This is a genomic window from Neochlamydia sp. TUME1 (assembly GCF_000813645.1).
Taxonomy (GTDB): Bacteria; Chlamydiota; Chlamydiia; order Chlamydiales; family Parachlamydiaceae; genus Neochlamydia.
Genome location: NZ_JRXI01000220.1, coordinates 1 through 1,105 on the forward strand (window position 1 = coordinate 1; position 1,105 = coordinate 1,105).

General features: G+C 40.2%; 1 protein-coding gene. It reads left to right on the forward strand.

Going from position 1 to position 1,105, the window contains the following annotated elements:
- Nucleotides 1-818 precede the first annotated feature (818 nt).
- Nucleotides 819-1,105, forward strand: a 287-nt coding sequence (locus DB41_RS12400; RefSeq protein WP_238578500.1) for a hypothetical protein, incomplete at its 3' end; no start/stop codon positions are given.

Sequence of the window (1,105 nt, forward strand, 5' to 3'; positions counted from 1 at the left end):
TGCACTCTTAAATGAGCACTCTATTACAATGAACAAAATTGAGCGGCAACTGCATGTACCATGGCAGAGAACAGGTCCTGGGACTGTTGAGCACCAGTAGTTCCTGAGGTATCCTCGGCCTCATCCTCCTGAGTTTCCAAGACTTCAGAGTGCTGAGAGTCCAGTACAATCTGGAAAATACATTTTGATCAGTAAAGTGAGTGCATACTGTGTACACACTCAGTGACATAGGAATATGCATGTATATCTATATATAAGGTCAGTATTAAGAAAATTATCAATGTAATTATAGATATGAAATAGGTTCCATAAGTTCAAAAACACAAAAGGAATAAAAATAAACTTAAAATAAACTTTGTATTCCAGTGTGTATGTGTATGCAGTATAAATGAAAGGTACAACTGATTCTAAAGTCTACTGTGTATGTGTATGCACTGAATCAAACTTACCAGTTTCTCACTCTGGCCACCAAGGCAAAGTATTCCTGTAAATAATAGAGTCACAGTGAGGAGATAAGATGATGAAAATGCACATTATAAAAGCAAGCTTATCATACATGCACATATTCTGCAGATTGCCAAGTGACTTCTTGCTGAGGGTGGTCACTTTCTTCTTCTGCCATGGTGCTTGCTTCACCATCCACCATGCTAGATCAATGGCATTCTTGCACATGGTGACCATGGATGGAATGCCCTGCCTGACTGGGTAGAGCTGTTGCTCATGTTGTTGTGGTTGTTGTAGGTGTTGTTGCACTCTGGTGGGTGATAAGAAAAATGACCATTGCCTCTGTTCAGCCTTATAAGGCTTTCAACTGACCAATGAACTATTTGTGTAGACATGTCAGTGTGCATCAGGATCTAGGCTTCCAATGGAAAATGAGGCACATGAAAATTCACAACTGCCAGGTGGAATATCATTGGCTAGTGGATGGGCAGAGAGTGGTTTCTTTGTGGTTCTGTTGCCAGTCAGTTGCTCTGTATTCTCCTACTTCCATCACACCTTTCGGCCACAAACCCATGGACAACACAGAGTGGTACATGACTTCAAACTGTCAACTGCTACTCATAATGCAATATTCATGTTATCAATTCATTATATTTTTTAG